Below are 19,349 nucleotides of genomic sequence, written 5' to 3'. Positions count from 1 at the left end.
GAATCTCTCGAACGCGAAAAATGAAGATGCAGAAGGGGGCGCGCCTGCGCTTGAAGCGGGAGGTCTCAGGCAGGCGCGGGTAGCGCACCCGACGATATCTTCGTCAGGCCGGCACCTTCTGCCTGGTGGCAGTTGCCTCTTCATCGAACGCGGTCGCGATGTCGCGGATGCTGACCACCCCGATCAGGCTGTATTCCTCGATCACGGGGAGGTGGCGGATGTGATTCATGTTCATGAGGTGACGCGCATGCTCGAGCGTGTCGGTCGGCGAGCAGGAGACGAGCTGCTGCACCGAGATCAGTTGCGACACCTTCATGTGCACGCCGGCCGCGCCGTATTGCGCGATCGCGCGGACCACGTCGCGCTCGGTGAACATGCCGACCGGCGTATTGCCTTCGGTGCGCACCACGTCCTTGACCACGAGCGCGCTGATATTGCTGGAGCGCATCAGCTGCGCGGCGATTGCGACCGTTTCGTTCATCCGAACCGTTGCAACACGTGCAGCCTTCTTGCGCAGGATATCTCCGACTTGCATCGCAACCTCCATGGGCTCAATCGATGCGCAAGTCTGGTATACAATATGCCAATTGTCAACGGGCCAGAGGCTAATTTTTGCGAGCAGGTATCGCAAGAAATGCCAGTAATACTGACGTTATTTGAATTCCTGCGCTCCGAGTGATGAACGCGGCGCAACGGGATAGAGGCCATCGGAAGCGCTCAGGTATGCCAGAGAGCGCATGAAAAAACGCGCCCATCCGGGAGGAATGGGCGCGTCTTCAAGTCTTCAGGGAGGTCCGTATCAGGCGGAGGTCTGTGCGGCCGTCACCACGCTTCTGCGCCAGGGCTTCAGCAGCACGATCGCGAGCAGCGAGGCGAGGATGTTCGCGCCGGCGGCGATCAGGAACACCGAGTCCCAACTGCCCGATGACTGCTGCATGTAGTTGGCGACCGGCACGAGCAGCGCCGCTGTGCCTTTGGCCGTATAGAGCAGGCCGGCATTGGTGGTTGCGAATTTAGCACCGAAGGTGTCCGTGCAGGTCGAGGGGAACAGCGAGTAGATCTCGCCCCAGGCAAAGAACACGAAGCCGGAGAGGATCACGAACCAGAATGGATCGTGGCCGAACATGTAGAGCGCCCAGATGCCGATGCCTTCCATGCCGAAGGCGATGAACATCGTGTTCTCGCGTCCGATCATGTCGGAGATCCAGCCGAAGAACGGACGTGTCAGGCCGTTGAGGACGCGGTCGATGGTGGCGGCGAACGTTACCGCGGTCATCGTCACGGCCATCACCGTCACGGGTACGTTGTCGATCTTCCAGTCGGCCGCGATCGGCTTGAGGTTGGCGGTGACCATCAATCCGCCGGCGCCGACGATCACGAACATGAAGTACATCAGCCAGAAGATCGGCTGACGGATCACCTCGGTCGGCTGGTAGTTGCGCCGGCTCTGGACGATGTTGGCATTCTGCACGACGGCGGGCACCTGGCCGGGCTTCGGCGAGAACATCAGGAAGGCGAGGATCACGATGATGATGCCTTGGCCGAGACCGAAATAGAGGAAGGTGGCCTGGAAGCCGGAATCCTTGATCATCGCCTGGATCGGCGCGACCGTCAGCGCCGAGCCCGCGCCGAATCCGGCCGCGGTGATGCCGGCGGCGAGGCCGCGCTTGTCGGGAAACCATTTCAGCGCATTGCCGACGCAGGTGCCGTAGACGGCACCGGCGCCGATGCCCGCGATGATCATGCCGAGGTAATAACCGCTCAGCGACGTCGCCTCGGCGTTGATGGCCCATCCGATGGCACACAAAATACCACCAACGAGCACCACAATGCGCGGGCCGTATTTGTCGACGAACCAGCCTTCGATCGGCACCAGCCAGGTCTCGAACAGCACGAACAGGGTGAAGGCCCACTGGATCGAGGCGCGATCCCAGCCGAACTTCTTCTGGATGTCAGGAACGAAGAACGTCCAGCCATATTGGTAGTTTGCGATCATCACCATCGCGAGCACGCCGATCGCCAGCTGCGTCCAGCGAAAGGTATCGCTGACGCGCGCCGCACTCGTCGGCGCCGCTCCTTGAACCGTATCAGTCATCATCTTCTCCCAAAGCGCTGCTCTATCTAGATCTGACAGCCGGGAGGCAGTCTGGTATATTATATGCCAGCAGACAAGAGAATTTTTGCCAAAATGTCGCAGGCACGTCGCTTTAAGACCGAAAGTGTTGCAAAGCCAAGTAAATTTCGCCGTGCGCAATGTCGTGATTGTGGTGGGTTGACCTGACGTAAGTGCGTGATGCGGTTCGCCAGGGCGGCATCAGCGCGCGAGCGCGCAGCCTTCGAAGATCAGCGCGGATTGGTTCGCGAGGTTCAAGGGATGAAAGCGTACCTGGTGCTCGACCTGTCGGTGAATGATTTTGCGGGCTTCAGAAAATACATCGCCGAGATCCCCGCTTTCATTGCAAAGCATTCAGGGAAATACATCGTTCAAGGAGTTCAGCCGACGGCCATTGAGGGCGATTGGAAACCCGAACGCATGGTCATCATCGAATTTCCGGAACGTGAGAACGCAGAAGCGTTTTTGAGCGACCCTGAAACGCAGGACCTGTTCAGGGTGCGACACGCTACGACGACGAGCAAGCTGGTGCTCGCCGACGGGTGCACGTAGCTGCGCCGTTGGCGGCCTTCATTTGCGAAATCTCGATATGCGAAATCTCGCCCGCACAAAAAGAAAGAGCGCGATGACCGGTAACAGTCATCGCGCTCCTGGCTTCTTGGCCAATGCCCGTCAGGCCACAGCCGCCGGCGGACGCAGGCGGCTCCAACCTTCCTGGATCGCCGACCAGAACAGGGCGATCAGGCCGAGCACCATGATCGAAGAGACCAGCCCGTTCGAGAAGAAGATGCCGAGCGAGCCGCCCGAGCCGAGCAGCGACTGGCGGAAGGCTTCTTCCGCCTTGTCGCCGAGCACGATCGCCAGCACCAGCGGCGCGAGCGGATAGTTGCACTTCTTCAGGAGATAGCCGATCACGCCGAACACCAGCATCAACACCACGTCAAAGGTGGAGGAGTGCACCGAATAGGCGCCGATCGCGCACAGCACCAGGATCAGCGGCGCGATGATGCTGAAGGGCACGCGCAGGATCGCGGCGAACACCGGCACGCAGGTCAGCACGACGAGCAGGCCGACGAGGTTGCCGAGATACATCGAGGCGATCAGGCCCCAGACGAACTCCTTCTGCTCGACGAACAGCATCGGTCCGGGCTGTAGGCCCCAGATCAACAGGCCGCCGAGCAGCACGGCTGCGGTTGGCGAGCCCGGCACGCCCAGCGAAAGCATCGGCAGCAGCGCCGCGGTGCCGGCGGCATGCGCGGCGGTTTCGGGCGCGACCACGCCTTCGATCTCGCCCTTGCCAAAATTCTTGCCGTTCTTGGCGACGCGCTTGGCGATGCCGTAGCTCATGAAGGAGGCGGGGGTGGCGCCGGCCGGCGTCACGCCCATCCAGCAGCCGATCAGGCAGGAGCGCAGCGAGGTCATCCAGAATTTTGGCAAGCCCATCCAGGTCTTGAGCACGACCCGCAGATCGATCTTGCCGTTGCCGCCGCGGAAGGCGAGGCCTTCCTCCATCGTCAGCAGGATCTCGCCGATGCCGAACAGGCCGATGACGGCGATCAGGAAGTCGAAACCGTTGAGCAGCTCCGTAAATCCAAACGTCAGCCGCAACTGGCCGGTGATGGAGTCGAGGCCGACTGCGGCCAGCGCAAAACCCATCATCATGGCCGCGATGGTCTTGAACGGTGGCTCCTTGCTCAGCCCGACGAAACTACAGAACGCCAGGAAATACACCGCGAATTTTTCCGCAGGGCCGAATTGCAGCGCAAAGCTTGCGACCAGCGGCGCCACCAGCGTGATCATGATGACGGCGAACAGCGCGCCGACAAAGGAGGAGGTGAAGGCGGCGGTCAGCGCTTCGCCGGCCTTGCCCTGCTGCGCCATCGGGTAGCCGTCGAAGGTGGTTGCGACCGACCATGGCTCGCCCGGTATGTTGAACAGGATCGAGGTGATCGCTCCGCCGAACAGCGCGCCCCAGTAGATGCAGGACAGCATGATGATCGCCGAGGTCGGCGACATGCTGAAGGTGAGCGGCAGCAGGATCGCGACGCCATTGGCGCCGCCGAGTCCCGGCAGCACGCCGATGAGAACGCCGAGCACGATGCCCAGCACCATCACCATGATGTTGAAGGGCTGTAGCGCGACGGCGAAGCCGTGAAACAGATTGACGAGTTCTTCCATGGGTATTGGTCCTGGCGAGCTGCTGAGTTAGAGACCGAGCCATTCCTCGATCGGGCCTTTGGGCAGCGGGACCAAAAACCAGCGTTCGAAAATCAGATAGGTGACGACCGGCATACCGATCGCGACGGCCGCGATCATCGGCCAGCTATATTTGCCGAGCCAGCGCATGAACCAGGCGATGAAGATCATGGAGGCGAGGTAGAGCCCGGTGAACGGCATCGCGCCGACATAGATCCCGGTCGGGATCACCACGCTCATCACCTGGCGAAGCTGTCCCCATTCGGCGAACAGGCCGCTGTCGCCGTCTTGCAGCGCATGCCAGTGATTGATGCCGCTCGAGGCGACGATGAAGATGCCGATATAGAACGGGAAGAAGCCGGCGCGCGGGCCTTCGGCGCCCCAGTTGATGCCGGCTTTCAGGCTGCCTGCGATCACGACCAGGCCGAACAGCGCGATCGCGAGCGCCATCACGACTTCCATGGTTTTTTGCGTCGGGCCGGCAGCGTTATGGCTATTGGTGGTCATGAAAACTCCGTGCAAAGCCGCGGCCACGCGGCCGCGGCTGTTCTGCATCGATTCGCAAAGTTACGACTCTTGTACTTCCCGACCTGTTTGCGGGATCAATTTCCGGTGCCGATGAAGCCGGCCTCCTTCATCAGCGTCTCGTGGCGCTTCTCCTCGCCCTCGACCCATTTGGCGTAGTCGGCGCCGGTCATGAAGGTGGTGTTGAAGGCACCGCTCTTCATGAAGTCCTGCCATTCCGGCGTGGCGCGTACCTTGGTGAACAGGTCGACATAGTACTGAACCTGGTCCTTGGTGGCCTTGGGGCCCATGAAGATGCCGCGCAGCATCACATATTCGAGGTCGAGGCCCTGTGACTTGCAGGTCGGAATGTCCTTCCACGCCTTTCCGTCTGCGATCTGCTCGTCATAGTTCATCGGCTTGCTGTCGAACACGCAGAGCGGACGCAGCTTGCCGCCGCGCCACTGCGCGACCGCCTCGATCGGATTGTTGACGGTGGAATCGACGTGGCCGCCGACGAGCTGGACCGCGACTTCGCCGCCGCCCTTGTAGGGGATGTAGGTGAACTTGGTGCCGGTCGCCTTCTCGATGCCGACCGTGATGATCTGGTCTTCCTGCTTGGAGCCGGTGCCGCCCATCTTGAGGCCGCCGGCCTTGGCGGCATCGACGTAGTCCTTCACCGTCTTGTACGGCTTGTCGGCGTTGACCCACAGCACGAATTCGTCGAGCGCGAGCATCGCAACCGGCGTCATGTCCTTCCAGCTGAAGGGAATGCCTGTCGCGAGCGGCGTCGTGAACAGGTTCGACAGCGTGATGATGATCTTGTGCGGGTTGTTGGCCGAGGACTTCACGTCGAGGAAGCCTTCGCCGCCAGCGCCGCCGGACTTGTTGATGACCACCAGCGGCTGCTTCATCAGATTGTGCTTGGTGACGATGCCCTGGATCGTGCGGGCCATCTGGTCGGCGCCGCCGCCGGTGCCGGCGGGTACGATGAATTCCACCGGGCGAACCGGCTCCCAGGCCGCGTCAGCAGGGACACTGCCCACGCAGAGGGCCGCAACCGATGCCAGCGCCAAACGCAGAATCGAGTTTTTCATTTGTCTCTCTCCCATCCCAATCGGGCGAGCCGGTCTTTGCCGGCTTTTGCCCAGGCCGATCCCGATCAACTTCGGGTTTTGCTCACATTGACAGTACCGCAGAGGTCATCTTTGCGGCGGTGTTGCAGCTTGAATTGTAAGAAGGACCGCGCAACGTAGCATCCGCTCCTTTTGGACTAAGAGACGTGCGCTGATCGAATGGAATGATGCGGGGTGGCGGCGCAAGTTCGCGCATGGCATCGGCGTCATCTGCGATCGCCGGTTGGACGTGGTGTCCATCAACCCCTCCCTAGCGCGCGTTCTGATTTTGCTGTCAAGCGCCTGGAAGGGATTTTGGTATGCGATATGCCAGACTGCAAATGATAAATTGCATGGGACGCCGTCTCGGCTGATTTGTCGCAGGTGAGCGCGCGTGGGCCATCTTGGGAGCCGGCCAAAAAAATGGCCCCGGAAACCGGGGCCAGTTGTGTCTTAGAAGGGAGGAGCGGTCGGGGCTTCGACGCTAAGACTGCGTCAAAGCCCGTATTTTGGGCTCAAAGCCCAAAACGGGGCAGGTCGCCGTTGCGGATGGCAATGCGGGCGCTGGCAGTCAGCAGCCGGTCGATCGATGCCATCAGGCGACCGAAAAGGGTCGTGGTAGGGGCGAGGGTGATCGCAGCAGTCTTGGACATCTTGGGTCCCTTTTTCTGGGAAGCGGCGGGTCCGCTTCGTTGTCTGCGATCAATCTATGTATACCAGATACCACGGACAACAGATATGTTTGCATAGCAGCAATCGGTCTTTCGCATTGCAGCAAAAATGGCTCGATCAGGGTTCTCGATGGAAAGTACTCAACAGCAAAAAGGCCGCCGAAACCGGCGGCCTTTCGTCTTGTTCGGAGGCGTCGCTTACTCGGCCGCCTGCTTGCGCGGCGGATCGAGGGCGCCGGAATCGTGGATCTCGGCGACCTGGTGGTCGCTGAAGCCGAGCACCTGGCGCAGGATTTCGTCGGTGTGCTCGCCGAGCAGCGGGGAGCGGGTGACTTCGCTGGGGGAGTCCGACAGCTTGATCGGGTTGCCAACCGAAAAATACTTGCCCCGGGTGGGGTGATCGACCTCGACCACCGTGCCAGTGGCGCGCAGCGACTGATCCTCGATCAATTCCTTCATCGACAGGATCGGGCCGCAGGGGATGTCGTCCTTGTTGAGGATTTCCATCGCTTCGAACTTGGTCTTGGTCATCGTCCACTGTTCGATGCGGGCAAAAATTTCGTTCAGGCGCGGCAGGCGGGCCGGCGGCTTGGCGTAGTTCGGATCGGTCTTCCAGGTGGGCTCGCCGATCACGTCGCAGATCTTCTCCCACACCGGCGCCTGGGTGATGAAGTAGATGTAGGCGTTGGGATCGGTCTCCCAGCCCTTGCACTTGAGGATGCGGCCGGGCTGGCCGCCGCCGGAATCGTTGCCGGCGCGCGGCACGGCGTCGCCAAACGGAATGCCTTCGCCGAACTGGCTGTATTCCTTGAGCGGACCATGGGCGAGGCGCTGCTGGTCGCGCAGTTTCACGCGGGCGAGGTTGAGCACGCCGTCCTGCATCGCGGCGGTGACGCGCTGGCCCTTGCCGCTATGCGTGCGCTGATAGAGCGCGGTGACGATGCCGAGCGCCAGATGCAGTCCGGTGCCGGAATCGCCGATCTGCGCGCCGGTGACGAGCGGCAGGCCGTCGCGGAAGCCGGTGGTGGAGGCCGCGCCGCCGGTGCACTGGGCGACGTTCTCATAGACCTTGCAGTCTTCATACGGGCCGGGGCCAAAACCCTTGATCGAGGCCACGATCATCTTGGGGTTGATGCTGTGGATCTTTTCCCAGGGAAAGCCCATGCGGTCGAGCACGCCGGGGCCGAAATTTTCCACCAGCACGTCGCACTGCTTGATCAGTGCGGTGAGGACTTCCTTGCCCTTCGGGTTCTTGGTGTCGAGCGTGATCGAACGCTTGTTGTGGTTCAGCATGGTGAAATACAGGCTGTCCACGTTCGGGATGTCCTGGAGCTGTCCGCGCGTGATGTCGCCGACGCCGGGACGCTCGACCTTGATCACGTCGGCGCCGAACCAGGCGAGCAACTGCGTGCAGGTCGGTCCGGACTGGACGTGGGTGAAGTCGAGAATTTTTACGCCCTTGAGCGCCTTTGTCATCGTATGTGCTCCGTATTCTGTCTGCCCCCGCAACCGCAGGGAATTTCTGGTTGAGGGGACCGCTTACTTCTTCTTCGCCAAGACGCTTTGCGGGTTGAGGTTGCCGATGCGGCCGCTCTCCGAGCCCGCCGCCGGATCGATCACCGCATTGATCAGCGTCGGCTTGCCGGAATCCATCGCTTCGTTGACCGCGCGCTTGAGCTCATCCGGCGAGGTCGCGTTCACGCCGACGCCGCCGAACGCTTCCATCATCTTGTCGTAGCGCGCGCCCTTGACGAACACCGTTGTCGCCGGGTCGGCGTTCACAGAGTTCTTGTCGGTGCCGCGATAGATGCCGTCATTGTTGAAGATGACGACGCAGACCGGCAAATTGTAGCGGCAGATGGTCTCGACCTCCATGCCCGAGAAACCGAACGCGCTGTCGCCCTCGACGCACAGCACCGGCTTGCCGGTTTCGATGGAAGCCGCGATCGCCGAGCCCATGCCGATGCCCATCACGCCCCAGGTGCCGACATCGAGCCGCTTGCGCGGCTGGTACATGTCGATCACGCCGCGGGCGAGGTCGAGCGTGTTGGCGCCCTCGTTGACGAGGATCGCATCGGGCCGCTCCTTGATGATGGTGCGGAGCACGCCGAGCGCGCCGTGGTAATCCATCGGCGAATTGTTGTTCATCAAGCGCGGCGCCATCTTCGCAACGTTGTCGTCGCGCTTGGTCTTGACCGCGTTGAGCCAGTCGGCCGGCGGCGCCGTCCAGCTATTGCCCATCGCGTCCAGCATCGCGCTCACGCAGGAGCCGATGTCGCCGACAACGGGAGCTGCGATCTCGACGTTGGAGTCCATTTCCTTCGGCTCGATGTCGACCTGGATGAACTTCTTCGGTGCTTCGCCCCAGGTCTTGCCCTTGCCGTGCGACAGCAGCCAGTTGAGGCGGGCGCCGATCAGCATGACGACGTCGGCATCCTTCAGCACGGTCGAGCGCGCAGCTCCCGCGCATTGCGGATGCAGGTCGGGGAGGAGGCCCTTGGCCATGCTCATGGGAAGGAACGGCGCGCCGCTCTTCTCGACGAAATTCTTGATGGCTTCATCGGCCTGCGCGTAAGCCGCGCCCTTGCCGAGAATGATGAGGGGTTTCTTGGCGCCCTTGAGCACGTCGAGCGCGCGCTTGACCGAGGCAGGGGCGGGGATCTGCGCGGGAGCCGCATCGATCACCTTCACCAGCGACTTCTGGCCGGCATCCGCATTCATCACCTGGCCGAAGAGCTTTGCCGGCAGGTCGAGATAGACGCCGCCGGGGCGGCCTGAAACCGCGGCGCGGATCGCGCGCGCAAAGCCGATGCCGATGTCCTGGGCGTGCAGCACGCGGAACGCGGCCTTGCACAACGGCTTTGCGATCGCGAGCTGGTCCATCTCCTCATAGTCGCCCTGTTGCAGGTCGACGATTTCGCGCTCCGAGGAGCCCGAGACCAGGATCATCGGAAAGCAGTTGGTGGTGGCATGGGCCAGCGCCGTCAGGCCGTTGAGGAAACCCGGCGCCGAAACGGTGAGACACACGCCCGGCTTCTTGGTGAGGAAGCCGGCGATCGCCGCGGCGTAGCCGGCGTTCTGTTCGTGACGGAAGGAGATGACGCGGATGCCGGAGGCCTGCGCCATGCGACCCAGATCCGTGATCGGGATACCCGGCACATTATAGATGGTGTCGATGCCGTTGAGCTTGAGCGCGTCGATGACGAGATGGAAGCCATCGGTCAGTTCTTGCTCGGTGCCCGGTGCCTCGGACTTAGCAGCAGTATTCAGCATCGGCGTAGTCTCCCTGATCGTTTACCGGACGAGTTGGTCGTCTTCTGAGTGAAGTTAGCTAAACAGTTCCTGCCCGTGCGCCTCGACATAGGCGGCAAGGCCAAGCGTGTGGTCGCGCGCGCGCTTTTCGGCAAGCTCGGTGTCGCGCGCTTCCAGCGCCTCGATGATCGCCATGTGCTCGGGCAGGGAGGTCGCGGTGCGGTCCTTGCGTCCGATCGTGAGCTGGCGGTAGCCGCGCACGTGCAAGAGAATGTCGTTGGTCATGTCGATCAGCGTTGGCGATTCCGACAGCGAGATCAGCGCCTGGTGGAAGGCGATGTTGGCCTTGGAATATTCCTCGACATGATCTTCCGGCAGGCGGTCCTTGCCAAAATCCTTGAAGAAGTCGCGCAGCGCCGAGATGTCGCGCTTGCGGGCGGTGGTGGTGATCAGGCGCGCCGCCATGCTTTCCAGCGCCGCCCAGGCGCGGATCATGTCGACGATCTCGCTCTTGGTGCGGCGGACCACCACGATACCGCGGCGCGGCACGGTCTTCACAAAACCGTCCTGCTCGAGCATCGCGATCGCTTCGCGGATCGGCGTGCGGCTGACGCCAAGACGCTCCGACAGCGCACGCTCGTCCAGCATCACCTGCTCGGGCGTGGTGTAGATGTCCATCTTGAGAATCGCTTCTTTCAAGGCCTCATAGGCCTTGTTCTTGAAGCTCGTCTCTGGTGCGATCCGCACGATCGCGATGTCAGCTTCAGCCATCGCTGGCGCCTTGGTTGGTTTGTTGTCGGGCACGACTCGTCCTCCCTGCATTGAGGCCATGAGTTGTACCAGAAGAACCTGTCGAGTGTTTTTGGCATGCCAAATACCAGCATGTCAAGTTGCCTCTGTTTTCCTCGATTTGGCACGCTATGCTGACTTGACAACTTCTGCTCTGGCATACCAAATACCATAAAATTGCGTGCCAGGAGGAAGCCGAGATGTCAAATGCCAAAGAAGCCACCGCCAGAGTGCTTCAGGAGGAGCCGCCAATGTCGAATAAAGATGCCGTCCGCAAAGTACTTGATGCTGTCAAAGCGGATAAACGCACGAGCCTGACGGCGCCCGAAGGCAAGCTGGTGTGTGACGCCTATGGCATCCCGGTTCCGCAGGAAGGTCTGGCCAAGTCGGCGGTCGAGGCGGGCAAGCTGGCCTCCACCATGGGTTTCCCGGTCGTGATGAAGATCGTCTCGCCGGACATTTTGCACAAGACCGAGGCGGGCGGCGTGGTGGTCGGCGTCAAGACGGCCGAGGACGCGCAAAAGACCTACGACACGATTCTCGCAAATGCGAAGAAGTACAAGGCCGACGCCAAGATCGAAGGTGTGCAGGTGCAGCAAATGCTGGCCGGCGGAACCGAGGTGATCGTCGGCTCGATCACCGACGGCTCGTTCGGCAAGCTGGTGGCGTTCGGCCTCGGCGGCGTGCTGGTCGAGGTGTTGAAGGACGTCACCTTCCGCCTGGCGCCCGCGACCAGGGACGATGCGCTGTCGATGCTCGACGGCATCCAGGCCCATGACATGCTGAAGGGCGTGCGCGGCGGCGATCCCGTCAATCGTGATGCGCTGGCCGACGTTATCGTCAAGGTCTCGCAGCTCGTCTCCGATTTCCCCGAAATCGTCGAGCTCGACCTCAACCCGGTGTTTGCCACCAAGAAGGATGCCATCGCCGCCGACGTGCGCATCGTCGTCGATTTCAACTACAAGCCCAAGCCGAAGCCGCGCCCGACCGAAGAGATCGTCGCGGCGATGAACCGCATCATGCAGCCGAAGGCGGTTGCGGTGATCGGCGCCTCAGCCGAGGACGGCAAGATCGGCAACTCCGTGATGAAGAACCTCATCAACGGCGGCTACAAGGGTGACATTCTGCCGATCCACCCCAAGGCCGACGAGATACTGGGCTACAAGGCCTACAAGAGCGTCAAGGACGTGCCGGGCGTGATCGACGTCGCGGTGTTTGCGATTCCCGCTAAATTCGTCGCCGGCGCTCTGGCTGAATGCGGCGAGAAGAAAATCCCCGGCGCGGTGCTGATTCCCTCGGGCTTTGCGGAAGCCGGCGCGCCCGAATTGCAGGCTGAGATCGTCGAGGTCGGCAAGAAATACGACATCCGTCTGATGGGGCCGAATATCTACGGCTTCTACTATACGCCGGCCAATCTATGCGCCACGTTCTGTACGGCATACGACGTCAAGGGCAGTGCGGCGCTGTCGTCGCAGTCCGGCGGCATCGGCATGGCCATCATCGGATTCTCGCGCTCGGCCAAGATGGGCGTCTCCGCGATCGTTGGTCTCGGCAACAAGTCGGACATCGATGAGGACGATCTGCTCGCCTTCTTCGAGCAGGACCCGAACACGACCGTGATCGCGCAGCACTGCGAAGACCTCAAGGACGGCCGCGCTTTTGCGGAAGCCGCCCGTCGCGTCGCCAAGAAGAAGCCGGTGATCGTGCTTAAGGCCGGCCGCACTTCGGCGGGCGCGAAGGCGGCGTCCTCGCACACCGGTGCGCTCGCCGGCAACGACAAGATCTACGAGGACGTGCTCAAGCAGTCCGGCGTGATCCGCGCCCGCAGCTTACGACAATTGCTGGAGTTTGCCCGCGGCGTGCCGGTGCTGCCGACGCCGAAGGGCGAGAACATTCTGATCATCACCGGCGCCGGCGGCTCCGGCGTGCTGCTGTCGGACTCGGTGGTCGACAACGACCTGTCGCTGATGACGATGCCGCCGGATCTCGACGCCGCATTCCGCAAGTTCATCCCGCCCTTCGGTGCCGCCGGCAATCCCGTCGACATCACCGGCGGCGAGCCGCCGATCACCTACATCAACACGGTGAAACTCGGCCTGTCGGACGAGCGCATCCACTCGCTGATCCTCGGTTACTGGCACACCATCGTCACGCCGCCGATGGTGTTCGCCCGCAACATGGTCGAAGTGAAGAAGGAGATGGAAGCCAAGGGCTTTGTAAAGCCGATCGTGGCTTCGCTCGCCGGCGACGTCGAGGTCGAGGAAGCCGCCGAATATCTCTACCAGAACGGCATCCCCGCCTACGCCTACTCGACCGAACTGCCGGTCGAGGTGCTTGGCGCCAAGTACAAGTGGGCCCGCGGCGCGGGACTGCTGTAAGACCCGGCCGTCATTGCGAGCGAAGCGAAGCAATCCAGTTTCCTTCGCCGCGGCAACAAAGCTGGATTGCTTCGTCGCTTCGCTCCTCGCAATGACGAGGGGGGCGGAGCAACGATTTCCTTACCTCGCCCCGCTTGCGGGGAGAGGTCGGATTGCATCGCAAGATGCAATCCGGGTGAGGGGGGACTCTCCGCGCACTCATATCTATCGAATTTGCGGAGACAGCCCCTCACCCTCCGAGCGAGCGAAGCTCGCTTCGTACCTCTCCCCGTAAGAACGGGGAGAGGGTACTTAAACCATCACGCGCCAGCAACGAGGCGAAACGTGATCCGACGCAAGGCCATCGCTGCGAAAGAGACGGGCGAGCCTGACGCGCGCGACGGCGGCGTGCAGTCCGTCGATCGCGCGCTATCGATCATGGAAACGCTGGCCGAAGACGACCAGGGCTATCGCCTCAGCGATCTTGCCATCCGCACCGGCCTGTCCACCTCGACCGTGCATCGCCTGCTCGCCACACTGGAAAGCCGCCGGTTCGTGCAATTCGACCGCGCCGAATCGAAATGGCATGTCGGCTCGCGCGCATTCACCGTCGGCGCCACCTTCGCCCGCCGCCGCAATTTTTCAGCCCAGGCGGTGCCATACTTACGCAAGCTGCGCGACCTCACGCGCGAGACCGCCAATCTCGCCGTCGTCGACGACGAGTTCATCGTGGTGCTGACGCGCGCGGAAAGCCGCGAGATCATGCGCTCGCTCACCGCGGTCGGCGGCCGCGTCGCCATGGTGGCCTCCGGCGTCGGCAAGGCCGTGCTCGCGACCTATTCGGACGACGACGTCAGCGCCATCATCCGCCATCACGGCATGCCGCGCCTGACCGAAAAGTCGATCGTGCGGCCGGGCGAATTGTTCAAGGAACTGGAAAAAGTCCGCCGCCAGGGTTTTGCCGTCGATGACGAGGAAGCCTGCATGGGCCTGCGCTGCGTCGCCGCCGTCGTCTACAACGGTTGCGCCGAGCCGCTCGCCGCGATCTCCGTCTCCGGCATGACCAGCCGTCTCACCGACGAGCGCCTGCCGATGCTCGGTCAGGCCGTGCGTGAAGTCGCGGCGGAATTGACGGTGGCGCTCGGCGGAGTGATGCCGGCAAACGCTAAGGGGTAGATGCGTTGCGCGGTGCAAGGAGAGGCGGCTACTTTATTCCGATTAGCGCCATCTCGTCGGCTACACTCGGCCTGATCGCTTGCGCAGCCTCGATGTCGGCCAGGCTGCCGGTGGTGTCTCCCTTTTGCCTCCTGGCCACACCACGTCCATACAGCGACTGTGGCGATCCGGGGTTGATGCGCAGCGCGTCGTCGTAACCCGCAATGGCTTCGTCGAGCGCTCCCTTCCTGAGATAGGTAAACGCCCGGCTATCGAGAATGCGCGGATCGTTCGGCCGCATCTGCAACGCGGCATTGCAATCGGCGAGCGCGTCGTCGAAGGCACCGGCTGTCGCCCGAGCGTTACAGAGACCGCGCAGTATGCGCGTGTTCTTTGGAGCGAGTTCAAGCGCCCGGACAAGGTCCTGTATGGTCAGGTTGTACTCGTGCGTCTTGTTACGAACGAATGCCCGATATGTAAACGCATCAGCACTCGTGGGGCTTGCGCTGAATTCAAGCGCGCGTGCGTAGTCCGCCATGGCGCGCTCCCGATCACCGCTGAGATCGTAGGCTATGCCTCTGTAGATAAATCCGACGGAGCATTTGGGATCGAGTTCGATGGCCCGACTGATCTCCTCGATGGCACGCGCGTACTCGCGCATTGCCGTGTAGGCGGCTCCCCGAATTGTGTAGGCCGCGGCGTTTCCCGGCAGGAGCTTGAGCGCCTCGTCCAGATCTTCGATCCCTTGTGCAAACTTGTTCATTCGTACATGGGCCTGCCCCCGGCTGAAGAAGGCGACAGAAGAACTGCGCTCGATCGCTATTGCCTTGTCGAAATCCTCCACAGCGCGGCCGTATTCCTCAACGTTCGTCAATACTAGGCCCCGGCTCAAGTAGAATGAAGGATTTGCAGGGTTCAGGTCGATCGCCTTATCGAACAGAGCTAGTGCACGCTCATGATCGCCTGCCTGGGCATGAAGAATCGCAGGCCTGATGAAAGCCGCCCCTTTCAGCATGTCGGGCGTAGCTTGCGGCGGGTTTCCGAAGGCGGCGAGTCCGGCGTTTGGCCGACAGGCCGAAACCACCACTTGAGGCGACGATGGACGATCCTCTGCTCGAGCCGGGATGCCGAGCCCACTCAGCATGATCAGCGGCGCCGATATGGCCAACGTGAGGCGATGAAATCGAGAGCGATTTTTGGAAATGCCGGAGACGGGGAGAACCATAATTGCCGCAAAGATCGGTACCTGGAAACGGGCTCGTTGATCTAGCCACGCAACGTCAGCGTGTATCACGTCGAACCGTTTGAGCAAAGCCATTGTGCACAAGCATCGTGCGCCGCCGATACTGTTCTGCGCGGGGCAGTGTATAACTACCCCGCGGCGCCGGCCGCCGCAAAAAATCCCTCCGGTCCGTCGACCTCCACCAGTTTCTTCCGCTCGATCAGCCAAAACCGGTTGCCGACATTTCGCACGAAATTGCGGTCATGCGACACGATCAGGCAGCTCGCCTGAGGGTCCAGCAATTCTTCTTCGAGCGCTTCCTGGCCCTCGATATCCAGATGATTGGTCGGCTCGTCGAGCAGATAGAAATTGGGCTGGGTCAGCCGCAGCACCAGCATGCCCAGCCGCGCCTTCTGTCCGCCGGAGAGATTTGCGATCGGCCGCCCCTGCCGTTCGATGGAAAGGCCCGCGCCCGCGAGCAGCGTACGGGCGCGCTGGTCGCCGACGTCGAATCGGCCAGCGATCGCGTGCATTGGCGTCCTGGTGTCGTCAAGCGTGGTGAGCGCCTGGTCGCAATAACCCAGCACCAGCGACTGCGTCGCCTTGATGCCACCTTGCGCGGCCTCCGGATTTTCGATGGCGCCGCGCAGCAAGGTCACCAGCCGGGTCTTGCCTGTTCCGTTCGGCCCCAGCAGTACGATCCGGTCGCCCTTGCCGATGAACTGCCTGCCGGTTCGAAACAGGAGCCGGCCATCGGGAGTCTCGACGGCGGCGTCCTCCAGCGTGACCAGAACTTTTGCGTGGCTGGCGCGATTGGCGAGCCGGATCGTGCCGGCCGGGCGTTCGAGGTGCGCGGGCCTGGCCGCATCTTCCAGCTTCCCGGCGCGCGCCTTCAATTGCCGGGTTTTCGACAGCAGGAGATCGCTACCGGAATTGATGCCGATATTGTTGAGTTTTGTGGCCTGCTGGCGAAGTTGCTGAGCCGTCTTGAGGTCGCGCTGGTAGCGCCGCTCCTCCGCGGCGTCGGCCTCGCGCAGCGCGGCGCGCGCCGGCGTAAAGGGCAACGAAAACAGTTGCGACTGCTCGGGGCGCAGGAACAGCGTCCGGTTGGTGGTCGCATCGAGAAAAGCGCGGTCGTGGCTTGATATCACGGCGGGCATCTCGCGCGGCAGTACGTTCAGAAAATCTTCAAGCCGGCTGATCCGCTCGAGGTCGAGATGGTTGGTCGGCTCGTCCAGCAGCAGTATGTCGGGCTCCGTCACCAGCATGCGGGCCAGCATGGCAAAGTGTTGCCAGCCGCCGCTCAGATGTTTCAGCGGTTTTTCGCGCAGCGCCTCGGGTACTTCCAACTGCTCCAGCGCCACATCGACCCGCCAGCTTTCGCTCGAGCGTTGGTCTGCGGGAAGTGCCTCGAGCACGGCCGCATGGAGCGGCCTGTCCATCAGCGTGTCAGGCACGTTCTGTTCGACAAAGCCCAGCGTCAGGCCTCTCGCCCTGACGATCTCGCCCTCGCTCGCTTCCGATTGGCCGGCCACGCAGCGCAGCAGCGTGGTCTTGCCGCGGCCGTTGGCGGCGACAAGGCCGATCCGGTCGCCGGCATTGACGACGAGATTGAGTTTTGAAAACAACGGCGCGCCGAGACTCACGCCGAGATTGCGGATGGTGATGAGCGTCATGATCGTTCTTCCGGTCTTGCCGCGATCACGTCATCCGGGGCACGCAGCCGTCGTGGGATGTCCCGTCAAAGCGCGGCGATGAATGAATGCAGGCAAGCGCAACGGGCGCGCTGACGCTGCATGGCCACGAAGGGCAGACCAGGAAGAAGTTCTGTAGGGGAACCTTCGGTCAGCCCTGCAAACGCATTTGCAGGGCGTTGACTGGGCCGTGCTGGCGGTAATGCCGGAAGAATGTCGTCATCGCGCGGCCCTCCTTTCTCGGTTGATGGAACCAAAATATCGCAACCGGTGAGGGAGGGCAAGCCGAGTCCGAACGCGCGGGGTGGCTTCAACGTTTGGCCGCTTGTGCCTTTGGCTGGCGTCACGCCGCGTGCGTGGTTAGAATTGCCGTCCACTCGTTGGACGAACGATGCGAATGGCTAGTTTTGCGCGGTTCTATGTCGTGGTCTCCGTCCTGTCCGCGCTTTGCGGGTTTTACGCAACCGCGCATGCGGAATCCGGCGTTCCTGATCGGGTAGCCCTCACAGAGTCCTCGATCGCCTGGAGCACGGTCAAATACGCTACCGATGCGGAGAACGGTCTTGTCGAGGGATCGCTCGACAAAGGCATCATCGTCGATCGCACCTTCAAGACCCGCGTGCTCGAAAACCGCTATCTGAAGGTGACGCTGGTGCCGGAATTCGGCGGGCGCATCCTTTCCATCATTTACAAGCCGACCGGCCACGAACAGCTTTATCGCACACAGGTCGGCGTGCCCTACGGCATCAAGGGCGGCGATTTCTATTACGACTGGCTGATGGTGTATGGCGGCATCTTTCCGACATTCCCGGATCCCGAGCACGGCAGGACCTGGCTGAAGCCTTGGAGCTTCAAGGTGGAGAAGCAGACCGACGCCGAGGTGACGGTGTCGATGTCGATCGAGGACAATTTCGCCTATCCGGCGGCGCCGCCAAAGTTCGCCAGAGGCTCGACCGGCATCAAGGCGACCTACTATGTCACGCTGAAAGCTGGCCGCGCGGCGCTCGATGCGCGCGTGGTGCTCAGAAATGCGCAAGACAAGGCGATCCCTTACGAATACTGGACCTGCACGACGCTTGCGCCGGGATCGGACCCGAACAATCCCAGAGCGACCGGCGGCGCCGAAATCATCGCGCCGATCAAGACCTACACCACGCCTTCCTGGTCGAACTTTCTTGCTGCCGGCGACGAGAGCGTCGGGCAGGGCAGGAGCCTGTTCGAGAATGTGCGCTATTTCAGGAACTGGCCTGAGATGGGCATCGCTTACGCCGCGCCCAACATGCAGGGCGGTAATTTCTGGGGCGTGATCAACCACGACAATGAAGAGGGGATTTTTCGCATCGCCGACAATAGCGTCACGCCGGGGCTGAAGATGTGGACGTGGGGATTTTCTTCGTTCACGAAAGAAACCGATCCGCGCAAGGATCCGAATCCGCAGCGGCCCTATGTCGAATTGTGGGCGGGCGTGTCCGACCAGTTCTTCCACGCCGCCGAATTTCCCCCACGGGGCGAAGTGTCGATTCCGGAGACCTACAGCCCCACTGTCGGCATGAGCAACGTGACGCATGCGAACGGGAACGTGCTGGTCAATCTGTCGGCTGAAGCAACCAGCGTTGTACTTCAGTTCTTCAGCATCGAGCCGGCCACGCCGCTGCGCGTGACATTGAAGCGCGGCGAGACGGTCTTGCTCAACGATGCCGTGACGGCCGACCCGGGAAATGGAAACCGCATCACTGCGCCAATTCCCGCCGGCAGCAGCGGCGCACAGGTGCAACTGACGATCAGGACCGCGGAAGGCAAAGAGCTGATCGCAGCCGAAACAAGAATCAAGTAGAATCGTGGTGGAACCGGGCGTGACGCCGCATTCACGCATGCATTCGAAGACGAATACGCCATGGCTATTTGGCCGGTATTAGGCTAGCGTCACCGACGCTCGGTGCAGTCCGGCGCATCACTCAGGCCCGATTTCGTTTTCGCAAGCTCACGCTGGAAGCTCACAGGCTCCAGCGCATCAAGGCAACGCGCGCGACGGGACAGCCGTTTTGAGGTCAACACATGTCATATGCCTACAAGCTGAATGAAGACGTTCAACATCGGCGCCAGGGTCCGCAGGGACGTGCCGATGCCGATCCGCCCATGGTCTACACGATCGTGCGGTTGATGCCCATCGAGGCGGACGGGCGTCTCAGATACCGCATCAGGAGCAAATCCGACAACACCGAGCGCGTGGTTACGGAAGATCAGCTTTCGTATTATCAGTAATGGGGTGCAGGTGATGCCG

At 61.9% G+C, this 19,349-nt stretch carries 16 protein-coding genes; 5 read left to right on the top strand and 11 right to left on the bottom strand.

Features of this window, described 5'->3' with window-relative positions:
* Positions 1-103: 103 nt before the first annotated feature.
* Entirely contained in the window at positions 104-535 is a 432-nt protein-coding gene (locus JQ628_RS10610; RefSeq protein ID WP_212222489.1) for a CBS domain-containing protein, read from the bottom strand.
* A 264-nt stretch (positions 536-799) separates the two neighbouring features.
* Complete coding sequence (gene oxlT / locus JQ628_RS10605) at positions 800-2,095, bottom strand: oxalate/formate MFS antiporter (protein ID WP_212222488.1); 1,296 nt, start codon at positions 2,093-2,095, stop codon at positions 800-802.
* A gap of 198 nt (positions 2,096-2,293) precedes the next feature.
* Between oxlT and JQ628_RS10600 the strand changes: the two genes are divergently transcribed.
* Positions 2,294-2,665 carry a DUF1330 domain-containing protein gene (locus tag JQ628_RS10600; RefSeq protein ID WP_212222487.1) on the top strand — a complete coding sequence of 124 codons (372 nt, stop codon included), beginning with the start codon at positions 2,294-2,296 and terminating at the stop codon, positions 2,663-2,665.
* Between the two features lie 120 nt (positions 2,666-2,785).
* On the opposite strand, the gene JQ628_RS10595 is transcribed toward JQ628_RS10600, so the two are convergent.
* The 7 genes from JQ628_RS10595 to JQ628_RS10565 all read right to left on the bottom strand — a co-directional run bounded on the left by JQ628_RS10595 (position 2,786) and on the right by JQ628_RS10565 (position 10,622).
* Positions 2,786-4,291: a tripartite tricarboxylate transporter permease gene (locus tag JQ628_RS10595; protein ID WP_212222486.1), complete on the bottom strand. Its 1,506-nt coding sequence runs from the start codon at positions 4,289-4,291 to the stop codon at positions 2,786-2,788.
* Between the two features lie 27 nt (positions 4,292-4,318).
* Positions 4,319-4,816 carry a tripartite tricarboxylate transporter TctB family protein gene (locus tag JQ628_RS10590; protein ID WP_212222485.1) on the bottom strand — a complete coding sequence of 166 codons (498 nt, stop codon included), beginning with the start codon at positions 4,814-4,816 and terminating at the stop codon, positions 4,319-4,321.
* Between the two features lie 95 nt (positions 4,817-4,911).
* Positions 4,912-5,910 (bottom strand): Bug family tripartite tricarboxylate transporter substrate binding protein, encoded by a 999-nt coding sequence (locus JQ628_RS10585; protein WP_212222484.1) that lies wholly within the window; start codon positions 5,908-5,910, stop codon positions 4,912-4,914.
* Positions 5,911-6,443: 533 nt separating this feature from the next.
* Complete coding sequence (locus tag JQ628_RS10580; RefSeq protein WP_212222483.1) at positions 6,444-6,581, bottom strand: hypothetical protein; 138 nt, start codon at positions 6,579-6,581, stop codon at positions 6,444-6,446.
* Between the two features lie 216 nt (positions 6,582-6,797).
* Positions 6,798-8,075: a formyl-CoA transferase gene (gene frc / locus JQ628_RS10575; RefSeq protein WP_212222482.1), complete on the bottom strand. Its 1,278-nt coding sequence runs from the start codon at positions 8,073-8,075 to the stop codon at positions 6,798-6,800.
* Positions 8,076-8,138: 63 nt separating this feature from the next.
* Positions 8,139-9,872 carry an oxalyl-CoA decarboxylase gene (gene oxc, locus JQ628_RS10570; protein WP_212222481.1) on the bottom strand — a complete coding sequence of 578 codons (1,734 nt, stop codon included), beginning with the start codon at positions 9,870-9,872 and terminating at the stop codon, positions 8,139-8,141.
* 54 nt (positions 9,873-9,926) lie between these two features.
* Positions 9,927-10,622 (bottom strand): GntR family transcriptional regulator, encoded by a 696-nt coding sequence (locus tag JQ628_RS10565; protein ID WP_249127728.1) that lies wholly within the window; start codon positions 10,620-10,622, stop codon positions 9,927-9,929.
* 269 nt (positions 10,623-10,891) lie between these two features.
* Here JQ628_RS10565 and JQ628_RS10560 point away from each other — a divergent pair, with 269 nt between their 5' ends.
* Together JQ628_RS10560 and JQ628_RS10555 are read left to right on the top strand one after the other, a co-directional pair.
* Positions 10,892-13,018 (top strand): acetate--CoA ligase family protein, encoded by a 2,127-nt coding sequence (locus JQ628_RS10560; RefSeq protein ID WP_212222479.1) that lies wholly within the window; start codon positions 10,892-10,894, stop codon positions 13,016-13,018.
* A 324-nt stretch (positions 13,019-13,342) separates the two neighbouring features.
* A complete protein-coding gene (locus JQ628_RS10555) occupies positions 13,343-14,173 on the top strand; it encodes an IclR family transcriptional regulator (RefSeq protein ID WP_212222478.1) in 831 nt (276 codons plus the stop codon).
* Positions 14,174-14,201: 28 nt separating this feature from the next.
* On the opposite strand, the gene JQ628_RS10550 is transcribed toward JQ628_RS10555, so the two are convergent.
* Together JQ628_RS10550 and JQ628_RS10545 are read right to left on the bottom strand one after the other, a co-directional pair.
* On the bottom strand, positions 14,202-15,470 hold the full coding sequence (locus tag JQ628_RS10550) for a tetratricopeptide repeat protein (protein WP_212222477.1): 1,269 nt from the start codon (positions 15,468-15,470) through the stop codon (positions 14,202-14,204).
* A gap of 53 nt (positions 15,471-15,523) precedes the next feature.
* Positions 15,524-17,050 carry an ABC-F family ATP-binding cassette domain-containing protein gene (locus tag JQ628_RS10545; protein WP_212222476.1) on the bottom strand — a complete coding sequence of 509 codons (1,527 nt, stop codon included), beginning with the start codon at positions 17,048-17,050 and terminating at the stop codon, positions 15,524-15,526.
* A gap of 415 nt (positions 17,051-17,465) precedes the next feature.
* Here JQ628_RS10545 and JQ628_RS10540 point away from each other — a divergent pair, with 415 nt between their 5' ends.
* Positions 17,466-18,902, top strand: coding sequence for a DUF5107 domain-containing protein (locus JQ628_RS10540; RefSeq protein ID WP_212222475.1), 1,437 nt, complete (start codon positions 17,466-17,468; stop codon positions 18,900-18,902).
* Between the two features lie 221 nt (positions 18,903-19,123).
* Positions 19,124-19,330 carry a hypothetical protein gene (locus tag JQ628_RS10535; RefSeq protein WP_212222474.1) on the top strand — a complete coding sequence of 69 codons (207 nt, stop codon included), beginning with the start codon at positions 19,124-19,126 and terminating at the stop codon, positions 19,328-19,330.
* Positions 19,331-19,349 lie beyond the last annotated feature (19 nt).

This window comes from Bradyrhizobium lablabi (assembly GCF_018129385.1).
In the GTDB taxonomy this organism is placed as follows: domain Bacteria; phylum Pseudomonadota; class Alphaproteobacteria; order Rhizobiales; family Xanthobacteraceae; genus Bradyrhizobium; species Bradyrhizobium lablabi_C.
This window is presented reverse-complemented; position numbering and strand designations above follow the sequence as displayed.

Excerpts from the sequence above, each read along its gene's own strand:
- JQ628_RS10610 (WP_212222489.1), bottom strand. The coding sequence starts at position 535 with ATGCAAGTCGGAGATATCCTGCGCAAGAAGGCTGCACGTGTTGCAACG.
- oxlT (WP_212222488.1), bottom strand. The coding sequence starts at position 2,095 with ATGACTGATACGGTTCAAGGAGCGGCGCCGACGAGTGCGGCGCGCGTC.
- JQ628_RS10600 (WP_212222487.1), top strand. The coding sequence starts at position 2,294 with ATGCGGTTCGCCAGGGCGGCATCAGCGCGCGAGCGCGCAGCCTTCGAA.
- JQ628_RS10595 (WP_212222486.1), bottom strand. The coding sequence starts at position 4,291 with ATGGAAGAACTCGTCAATCTGTTTCACGGCTTCGCCGTCGCGCTACAG.
- JQ628_RS10590 (WP_212222485.1), bottom strand. The coding sequence starts at position 4,816 with ATGACCACCAATAGCCATAACGCTGCCGGCCCGACGCAAAAAACCATG.
- JQ628_RS10585 (WP_212222484.1), bottom strand. The coding sequence starts at position 5,910 with ATGAAAAACTCGATTCTGCGTTTGGCGCTGGCATCGGTTGCGGCCCTC.
- JQ628_RS10580 (WP_212222483.1), bottom strand. The coding sequence starts at position 6,581 with ATGTCCAAGACTGCTGCGATCACCCTCGCCCCTACCACGACCCTTTTC.
- frc (WP_212222482.1), bottom strand. The coding sequence starts at position 8,075 with ATGACAAAGGCGCTCAAGGGCGTAAAAATTCTCGACTTCACCCACGTC.
- oxc (WP_212222481.1), bottom strand. The coding sequence starts at position 9,872 with ATGCTGAATACTGCTGCTAAGTCCGAGGCACCGGGCACCGAGCAAGAA.
- JQ628_RS10565 (WP_249127728.1), bottom strand. The coding sequence starts at position 10,622 with ATGGCTGAAGCTGACATCGCGATCGTGCGGATCGCACCAGAGACGAGC.
- JQ628_RS10560 (WP_212222479.1), top strand. The coding sequence starts at position 10,892 with ATGTCGAATAAAGATGCCGTCCGCAAAGTACTTGATGCTGTCAAAGCG.
- JQ628_RS10550 (WP_212222477.1), bottom strand. The coding sequence starts at position 15,470 with ATGGCTTTGCTCAAACGGTTCGACGTGATACACGCTGACGTTGCGTGG.
- JQ628_RS10545 (WP_212222476.1), bottom strand. The coding sequence starts at position 17,050 with ATGACGCTCATCACCATCCGCAATCTCGGCGTGAGTCTCGGCGCGCCG.
- JQ628_RS10540 (WP_212222475.1), top strand. The coding sequence starts at position 17,466 with ATGGCTAGTTTTGCGCGGTTCTATGTCGTGGTCTCCGTCCTGTCCGCG.
- JQ628_RS10535 (WP_212222474.1), top strand. The coding sequence starts at position 19,124 with ATGTCATATGCCTACAAGCTGAATGAAGACGTTCAACATCGGCGCCAG.